This window comes from Rhodoferax sp. MLSD5-FHT05B10 (genome assembly GCF_058793415.1).
In genome coordinates, this window is the sequence record NZ_JBXAFT010000005.1 from 347,585 (window position 1) to 355,894 (window position 8,310).

7 protein-coding genes and 2 riboswitches are annotated in these 8,310 nt (G+C 66.9%); of the genes, 3 read left to right on the top strand and 4 right to left on the bottom strand.

All coding sequences use genetic code 11. The annotated features are described in order from the left end of the window. Positions 1-21: 21 nt before the first annotated feature. From gcvP to gcvT, 3 genes are all read right to left on the bottom strand, one after another. The gene (gcvP, locus tag AC1Q5W_RS10645; protein ID WP_492645597.1) at positions 22-2,928 is read right to left on the bottom strand and encodes an aminomethyl-transferring glycine dehydrogenase; all 2,907 of its coding nucleotides are present in this window, start codon (positions 2,926-2,928) and stop codon (positions 22-24) included. A gap of 67 nt (positions 2,929-2,995) precedes the next feature. Then, positions 2,996-3,367 carry a glycine cleavage system protein GcvH gene (gcvH, locus tag AC1Q5W_RS10650; protein WP_492645598.1) on the bottom strand — a complete coding sequence of 124 codons (372 nt, stop codon included), beginning with the start codon at positions 3,365-3,367 and terminating at the stop codon, positions 2,996-2,998. Between the two features lie 94 nt (positions 3,368-3,461). After that, positions 3,462-4,622: a glycine cleavage system aminomethyltransferase GcvT gene (gcvT, locus tag AC1Q5W_RS10655; RefSeq protein WP_492645599.1), complete on the bottom strand. Its 1,161-nt coding sequence runs from the start codon at positions 4,620-4,622 to the stop codon at positions 3,462-3,464. Between the two features lie 59 nt (positions 4,623-4,681). Beyond that, positions 4,682-4,805, bottom strand: a riboswitch (glycine riboswitch). Between the two features lie 17 nt (positions 4,806-4,822). Further along, positions 4,823-4,925: riboswitch (glycine riboswitch) on the bottom strand. Between the two features lie 145 nt (positions 4,926-5,070). Between gcvT and AC1Q5W_RS10660 the strand changes: the two genes are divergently transcribed. From AC1Q5W_RS10660 to pabB, 3 genes are all read left to right on the top strand, one after another. Beyond that, on the top strand, positions 5,071-5,640 hold the full coding sequence (locus AC1Q5W_RS10660) for an outer membrane beta-barrel protein (protein ID WP_492645600.1): 570 nt from the start codon (positions 5,071-5,073) through the stop codon (positions 5,638-5,640). Positions 5,641-5,770: 130 nt separating this feature from the next. Further along, the gene (locus AC1Q5W_RS10665) at positions 5,771-6,277 is read left to right on the top strand and encodes a DUF1993 domain-containing protein (protein WP_492645601.1); all 507 of its coding nucleotides are present in this window, start codon (positions 5,771-5,773) and stop codon (positions 6,275-6,277) included. Between the two features lie 115 nt (positions 6,278-6,392). Then, positions 6,393-8,153 carry an aminodeoxychorismate synthase component I gene (gene pabB / locus AC1Q5W_RS10670; RefSeq protein ID WP_492645602.1) on the top strand — a complete coding sequence of 587 codons (1,761 nt, stop codon included), beginning with the start codon at positions 6,393-6,395 and terminating at the stop codon, positions 8,151-8,153. Between the two features lie 73 nt (positions 8,154-8,226). Here the strand turns inward: pabB and AC1Q5W_RS10675 are convergent. After that, on the bottom strand, positions 8,227-8,310 hold an 84-nt coding region (locus AC1Q5W_RS10675; protein WP_422554908.1), incomplete at its 5' end, for a 4Fe-4S dicluster domain-containing protein.

Consider the following 8,310-nt stretch of genomic DNA (forward strand, 5'->3'; position numbering starts at 1 on the left):
CCTGGTGGGGTGGGCGCCGGGTCAGGCGCTGGCGTAGGCGGTCACCGGTACGCAGCTGCAGAACAGGTTGCGGTCGCCGTACACGTTGTCCACCCGGCCCACCGTGGGCCAGTACTTGGCCTGTTTGAGTGTGGCCACCGGGAAAGCGCCCACTTCGCGGCTGTAGGGGCGGTCCCATTCGGCGGCCATCAGGCTGGCCGCGGTGTGGGGGGCGTGCTTGAGCGGGTTGTTGTCCTGCGGCCATTCGCCGCTCTCCACCTTGGCCACCTCGCCCCGGATGGCGATCATGGCGGCGATGAAGCGGTCCAGCTCGGCCAGGGTTTCGCTCTCGGTGGGTTCCACCATCAGCGTGTTGGGCACGGGGAAGGACAGCGTGGGGGCGTGAAAGCCATAGTCCATCAGGCGCTTGGCCACGTCCTCGGCCATCACGCCGCTGGTGTCCTTCAGGGGGCGCAGGTCCAGAATGCACTCGTGCGCCACATGGCCGTTGGCGGATGCGTACAGCGTGGGGTAGTGGTCTTTCAGGCGGGCGCTGATGTAGTTGGCCGCCAGGATGGCCGCCTCGGTGGCGTGCTGCAGGCCGTCCGGGCCCATCATGCGGCAGTACATCCAGCTGATGGGCAGCACGGCGGCATTGCCCAGGGGCGCGGCGCTGACGGCGCCCGTGCCGGGCACGCCAGCTGTGGCGTGGCCGGGCAGGAAGGGCACCAGGTCTTGCACCACGCACACGGGGCCGACACCGGGGCCGCCACCGCCGTGGGGAATGCAGAAGGTCTTGTGCAGGTTCAGGTGGCTCACGTCGCCGCCAAACTCGCCGGGGGCGGCCGTGCCCACCAGGGCGTTCATGTTGGCGCCGTCCACATAGACGCGCCCGCCATGGCTGTGCACCAGGGCGCACAGTTCCTTGACCTGCATTTCGAACACGCCGTGGGTGCTGGGGTAGGTGATCATCACCGCGGCCAGGTTGGCGCTGTGCTGTTCGCACTTGGCCTTGAGGTCGGCCATGTCCACGTTGCCGTTGGCGTCGCATTGGATCACCACCACCTGCAGGCCCACCATCTGGGCGCTGGCTGGGTTGGTGCCGTGGGCGCTGGAGGGAATCAGGCAGATGTTGCGGTGGCTCTGGCCCTTGCTCTCGTGGTAAGCCTTGATGACCAGCAGGCCGGCGTATTCACCCTGGCTGCCGGCGTTGGGCTGCAGGCTGATGCCGGCGTAACCGGTGGCGGCGCACAGCCAGGCGCGCAGCTGGGCGTCCAGCTCGGCGTAGCCGGTGCGCTGGCTGGCCGGGCAGAAGGGGTGGATGTCGGCAAATTCGGGCCAGGTGATGGGGATCATCTCGCTGGTGGCGTTGAGCTTCATGGTGCAGCTGCCCAGCGGGATCATGCTGCGGTCCAGGGCCAGGTCCTTGTCCGAGAGCATGCGGATGTAGCGCAGCATGCCGGTCTCGGAGTGGTGGGTGTTGAACACCGGGTGCGTGAGGAAGGCGCTGCTGCGGCGCAGGGCGGCGGGCAGGAGCGAATCCGCGCCGGGCTCGCAGGCGTCAAACGCCGGCAGGGCCTGGCCGGGCTGGGCAAAGATGCCCCATAGGGCCTGTACATCGGCCCGGGTGGTGGTTTCGTCGAGCGAGATGCCGAGCGCTTTTTCAGAGATAAAACGCAGGTTGGTCCGCGCAGATACTGCGCGGGCAGCTATGGATTTTGTAGCGTCCCCGGTGTGCACGGTGAGCGTGTCAAACGCGGTGGCGTTGCCCAGGGTGTAGCCCAGGCTCTGCAGGCCGCGCGCCAGAATGGCGGTGAAGCGGGCCACGCGCTGGGCGATGCGGGTCAGGCCCTGGGGGCCGTGGTACACGGCGTACATGCTGGCCACCACGGCCGGCAGCACCTGCGCGGTGCAGATGTTGGAGGTGGCTTTTTCGCGGCGGATGTGCTGCTCGCGCGTCTGCAACGCCAGGCGGTAGGCCGGGTTGCCGTGCGCGTCCACGCTCACGCCCACCAGACGGCCGGGCATGGAGCGCTTGAACTCGTCGCGGCAGGCCATGTAGGCGGCGTGCGGGCCGCCGTTGCACAGGGGCATGCCAAAGCGCTGGGTGGTGCCGATGACAATGTCGGCACTGTCGGGGGCGCCGGGTGCGCCGCCCCACTCGCCGGGAGGCGTGAGCAGGGTCAGGGCCAGCAGGTCGGCGGCCACGATGAAGGCCGCACCCTGGCTGTGCGCCTGTTTCACCAGCGCGCGCAGGTCCTGCACGGTGCCGCTGGTGGCGGGGTACTGCGCCAGCACGGCGAAGTAGTCGCCGCCTGCCATCAGGCTGGCCACGTCGCCCACCTGCACCTGCAGGCCCAGGGGCAGTGCGCGGGTCCGGATGACTTCAATGGTCTGGGGCAGGCAGTCGTCCGAGACGATGAATACCGCGCTCTTGCTCTTGACGCTGCGCTTGGCCAGCGTCATGGCTTCGGCGGCCGAGGTGGCTTCGTCCAGCATGGAGGCATTGGCCATGGGCATGCCGGTGAGGTCGCTCACCATGGTCTGGAAGTTGACCAGCGCCTCCATGCGGCCCTGCGAAATTTCGGCCTGGTAGGGCGTGTAGGCGGTGTACCAGGCGGGGTTTTCCAGGATGTTGCGCAGGATGACGCCGGGCGTGTGGGTGCCGTAGTAGCCCTGGCCGATGTGGCTCTTGAAAATCTGGTTCTGCCCGGCCAGCGCCTTCAGCTCGGCCAGCGCCTGTGCCTCGGGAATCGCCGCCGGAATGGCCATGGCGCTCTTGCGCGCGATGGACGGCGGCACGATGCCGGCGATCAGCTCGGCGCGCGAGGCCGAGCCAACGGCCTGGAGCATCAGCGCTTCATCGGCCGCGTCGATGCCGATGTGGCGGGCGTGGAATTCGCTGGCGTTCTCCAGCTGGGCGAGGGTGGGGGCAGAGGTGTTGGGCATGGCGTTCGGGCTTTGGGTGGGGCCGGGCGCGCGCGGGTTCAGGGCGCGGCCCAGGGGGCCGGGGGCGTTAGGCGTTGGCGGAGAAGGTGGTGTAGCTGGTTTCGTCCATCAGCGCGTCGAGTTCGCTGGGGTTGGACAGCTTGACCTTGAAGAACCAGCCGGCGCCCATCGGGTCGCTGTTGGCGAGCGACGGGTCGGCGCGCAGGGCTTCGTTCACTTCGGTGATGACACCGGTGACGGGCATGTACACGTCGGCTGCGGCCTTCACCGACTCCACCACGCCGGCAACGGCCTTGGCTTCCACGGTGGCACCCACTTCGGGCAGGTCCACGAACACCACGTCGCCCAGCGCATCCTGGGCGTGGTGGGTAATGCCGACGGTGGCGTTGTCGCCTTCAACCTGGAGCCATTCGTGGTCGGGGGTGTACTTGATGGTCATGGAAAACTCCTGAAATAAATAGGGAAAAAAAGATGAACTGCCTGCCAGGCGCAACTGTAGCCGCGCCGGGCGTCAAAAAACCGGTTGGGGGTGATCAACCCCGGTAGTAGCGGGTGGGCACAAAGGGCATGGCGCTGACCACCATGGGCACCGGCTTGCCGCGCACCACGGCAACCACCTGGGTCCCCAGGGCGCTGAATGCCGCGTCCACATAGCCCATGGCCACCGGCTTGTCGATGGTGGGGCCCAGCAGGCCACTGGTGACTTCGCCGATCTTGTTGCCCTGTCCGTCCTGCAGCTCGGTGTGCTCGCGCACGGGCACGCGCTCCAGTGCCACCAGCCCGACGCGTTTTCTGCTGCCTTTTGGAGCTGCAGAGCCCGTGGATTCTGCGAGAGCAGCTAGTATTTTTGTAGCGCCTGGGAAGCCGCTTTCGCGTGCGCCACCGGCACGGCGGACCTTCTGCATGGCCCACAGCAGGTTGGCTTCCACCGGGGTGGTGGTGGTGTCGATGTCGTTGCCATACAGGCACAGGCCGGCTTCCAGGCGCAGCGAATTGCGCGCGCCCAGGCCAATGGGCTTGACCTCGGGTTGCGCCAGCAGGGCGCGGGCCAGGGCGTCAGCATGGTCGTTGTGCACGGAAATCTCGAAGCCGTCCTCGCCGGTGTAGCCGCTGCGGGTCAGGAAGACGTCGATCTTCTGGCTGCCCGTGTTGACGGTGAAGGTGCCGCCGGTCATGAACACCAGCTTTTCCACGCCCGGAGCCAGGCGCGACAGGGCCGTCACGGCCTGCGGGCCTTGCAGGGCCAGCAGGGCCATCTCGGGCATGGGGATGACCTGGCAGCGGGCACCGATCTTGGCCTGGATGTGGGCAATGTCACCCACCTTGCAGGCGCCGTTGACGATGACGAAGAGCTCGTTGTTCCCTTTGTTGAAGAACATCAGGTCGTCGATGATGGTGCCGTCGTCGGTCAGCAGCAGGCCGTAGCGCTGCTTGCCCACCGGCAGGTCGATCACGTCCACGGGCATCAGGGTCTCGAACGCGGCGGCGGCATCGGGGCCGACCAGGCGCAGCTGGCCCATGTGCGAGACGTCGAACAGGCCGGCGGCATTGCGCGTGTGGTGGTGCTCGGCCATCAGGCCGGCGGGGTACTGCACGGGCATGGAGTAGCCGGCAAACGGCACCATGCGGGCGCCCAGTTCGAGGTGCAGGGCGTTCAGCGGGGTGGTCAACAAGGTTTGGTCGGGAGCGGACATGGGGTTTCCTCAGGGGCAACGCAATATTCTTGGGGCACGCCTTTTCGGCAGGCCCCAAGGCTGCCCCCGCTGTCCGCTTTACCTGAGAGATTCGCCGGGCCTGCCACACGGTGCCGTGCGCAGACTGCGGTTTGCTCCTTCGGTGGGCGGCATCGCGTGCCGCCTCTCTCCAGTGGGGAGTCGCTGGCGGCCGGAGCCGTCAACGGTGGTCAGTCCTTTTGCCTGAGCGTTCAGACCGCTGCAATCAGCGGTCCTGCGCCTTCGGCGGTTTTCCTGGCGAAAACTCTCTCCTGACCGGGACGGATTCTAAACCAGCGGCCCATCGTTGCCGATGCCGAGGGTGGCCGACGGGTGGTTACCGTGCTTTACGGCCACTTTACCGTCCAGAGGCCTGCGGTTCACACCGGTTTTTTACAGTTCATCTGCAACTTTTCAAAAGGACTTGGACATGAAACGCACTCTTCTCATTGCTGCCTCCATCGCGATTGCCGCCCCTCAGGTATTTGCGCAGGCCAAGAATTTCGAAGGATTCAGCTTGGGAGCCAACGCCGAGAGCACCAATTCGCAGACCACCCTGACCGGCACCGGTTCGGACTCCAACACCATGGGCAGCCTGGCTGCGCAGGCGCAATACACGTTTGCGCTCAGCCCGCAATTCACGCTGGGCGTGGGTGCCACGGCGGCTCCGGCCAGCCTGAACGCCGGCGCCGTCAACGGTGTCAGCTACAGCACCAAGAACCGGGCGTCGTTTGACCTCACGCCGGGGTACGCCGTTTCGGACACCACCCTGGTGTACGGAAAATTGTCGGCACTGACGGGCACGAGTTCTGCCGTGGACGCCACCGGCACGGAAACCACCGCCAACCTGAACGGCGTTGGCTACGGAGTGGGCGTGCGCTTTTTGCTCGACAAGAACTTCTTCGTCCAGGGTGACATCAATTCCAACCGCTACAACGACGTGAACGGAACCAGTCTGAGCACCACCGCCCTGGCGGTCGGCCTTGGCTACAAGTTCTGACCTGTTGCCGTCCTTTGCCGCAGCCAGCGCGCCGGGGACGGCCCGCAAAGACCCTGCCCGGTCAGGTGGAACACGCCGCCGCTACCATGGGCACCCGTTGCTATTGACGGGTGCCTTTGCGGAGTTTTCCATGACCTTATCCATGTACCAGGCCAGCGTACCGCGTTTTATCGCCACCCTTGGCAACCTGTCCGCCATTCTGGACAAGGCGCAGGCCTATGTGGATGCCAAAAAGCTGAACGACTCCGTGCTGACGGGCTTTCGGCTGTACCCCGACATGCTGCCCATGGTCAAGCAGGTGCAGATTGCCTGCGACACCGCCAAGGGGCTGGCGGCACGCCTGGCGGGGGTGGAGATTCCGGTATTCGAGGACAACGAGCAAACCCTGGCGGAGCTGAAGGCGCGCATTGCCAAAACCATTGCCTATCTCCAGACCCTGACGCCGGCGCAGATTGACGGCACGCAGGACAAGGACATCGTGGTGCGCCGCGGCGACAAGGAAACCCACTACAAGGGCATGCAGTTCCTGCTGGGGCACGCCATTCCCAATTTCTATTTTCACGTGGCCACGACCTATGCCATCCTGCGCCATAACGGCGTGGAGATCGGCAAGCGCGACTACCTCGGCAACCCCTGAAACCGGCAGCCGGGGCGTGCGCGCCGGCAGTGCTCAGCCGCCCTGCGGGCATCCACGTAAACTGCCGGGTTTGGAATTGCCGTCTGCACTGCCGTTGAACCCCCGTAGCCCCACAGTGTCTGCCCTGATCGATTTCACCCAGCCGCAGGGCCCCGGGGGGGAGCGCCTGCGCCATGCCTTTGGCGCGCCGCGCGAGCGGCTGGTGGCGCATGATTTCTCCCAGGTACGCCCGGTGCTGGACGCCGCCCACCGGGCGACGCAGGCGGGTGCCTGGTGCGTGGGCTACCTGCGCTACGAGGCGGCACCGGCATTCGACCCCGCGCTGGCGGTGCACGCAGCGCAAGGTCCGCTGGCCTGGTTTAGCGTGTACGACCAGCCCTTGCCCTGGCCCCCCGCCGAGGCCGGTGCGCTGCAGGACGGCATGGATGCACGGGTGCAATGGCAAGCCCCGCTGGAACGCCCCGCCTTTGACGCCGCACTGGACAGCCTGTTGGGCGGCATTGCCCGCGGGGATTACTACCAGGTCAACTTCACCGCCCAGATGGTGGGTGCGATGACCGGTGCCGGCCCCGCAGCGGCACGGGCCCTGTTTGCCGCCTTGCAGCGCGCCCAGCCCGGCGGGTATGCGGCCTATCTGGACACCGGGGACGAGCAGATCCTGTCGGTGTCGCCCGAGCTGTTCTTTGACTGGCGCGCCGGCGATCTGCTGGCGCGTCCCATGAAGGGTACGGCGGCGCGAGGCGCCACCCCGCAGGAAGATGCCGCCCAGGCGCTGCGCCTGCGCACCTCGCCCAAGGAACGGGCCGAGAACGTGATGGTGGTGGATCTGCTGCGCAACGACATGTCACGCATTGCCGAGCCCTTCAGCGTGCGCGTACCGCGCCTGTTCCATACGGAGGCGTTGCCATCGGTATGGCAAATGACGTCGGACGTTACCGCCCGTACCCGGGCCGGGTGCAGCCTGGCGGACGTGTTTGCCGCCCTGTTTCCCTGCGGCTCCGTCACCGGTGCGCCCAAGGTACAGGCCATGCGCGCCATTCGGGCGCTGGAGCCGGCCCCGCGTGGGGTGTACTGCGGGGCACTGGGGGTGATTCAGCCCGGTGGCACGGCCACATTCAATGTACCCATACGCACGGTCACCGTGCGCGGCGCCACGGCGTGGTGCGGCATTGGAAGCGGCATTACCGCCGGGTCGGTTGCGCTGAACGAGTGGAATGAATGGCAGCTGAAGACCGCTTTTGTGCGGCGTGCCAGTGAGCCGTTCTCGGTTCTGGAAACTCTGGGCCTGGAAGACGGCCGCTGGCGCGACCGCGATGCACATCTCGCGCGCATGGCGCTGGCCGCCCGGCAATTTGCCTACCCCTGGGACTTGCGCACGGCCGAGCGCGCGCTGCAGCAGCTGGCGCAGGCGCACCCCCGGGGCGCCTGGCGGGTGCGTCTGCTACTGGACGCGCAAGGGCAGGTGAGCGCAGCGGCCTACGTGCTGCCGGCGTCCGCCGCACCGGTGCGCCTGCAGCTGGCGCCGCGTCCCCTGGAAGAGGCGCACGGCGAGTTCGTGCGTTTCAAAACGACGCATCGCGCGCACTACGACGCCTTTGCCCCCACGCAGCCGGGTGTGTTTGACACCCTGCTGTGGAACACGCAAGGCGAGGTCACAGAGTGCACGCGGGGCAATATCGCGCTGCGGGTGGACGGTCGCTGGGTGACGCCGCCTCTGCACTGCGGGCTGTTGCCCGGCGTCGGGCGGGCCCGGGCGCTGCGCGAAGGCCGTGTGCGCGAGGCCGTGGTGCGTGTGCAGGACCTGCCCAAGGTGAGTGCCGTGGCCTTCATCAACAGCCTGCGTGGCTGGGTGGACGCCACGCTGGAGTGCACCTAGCTCCGTTGCGGGCGTTGTCCGGGCATATGAAAAAAGGGCCTCTCGGCCCTTTTTCATTGCACGCGCGTGGCCCTCACATACCCGCGTAGTTGGGCCCGCCGCCGCCCTCGGGCGTGACCCACACGATATTCTGCGTCGGGTCCTTGATGTCGCACGT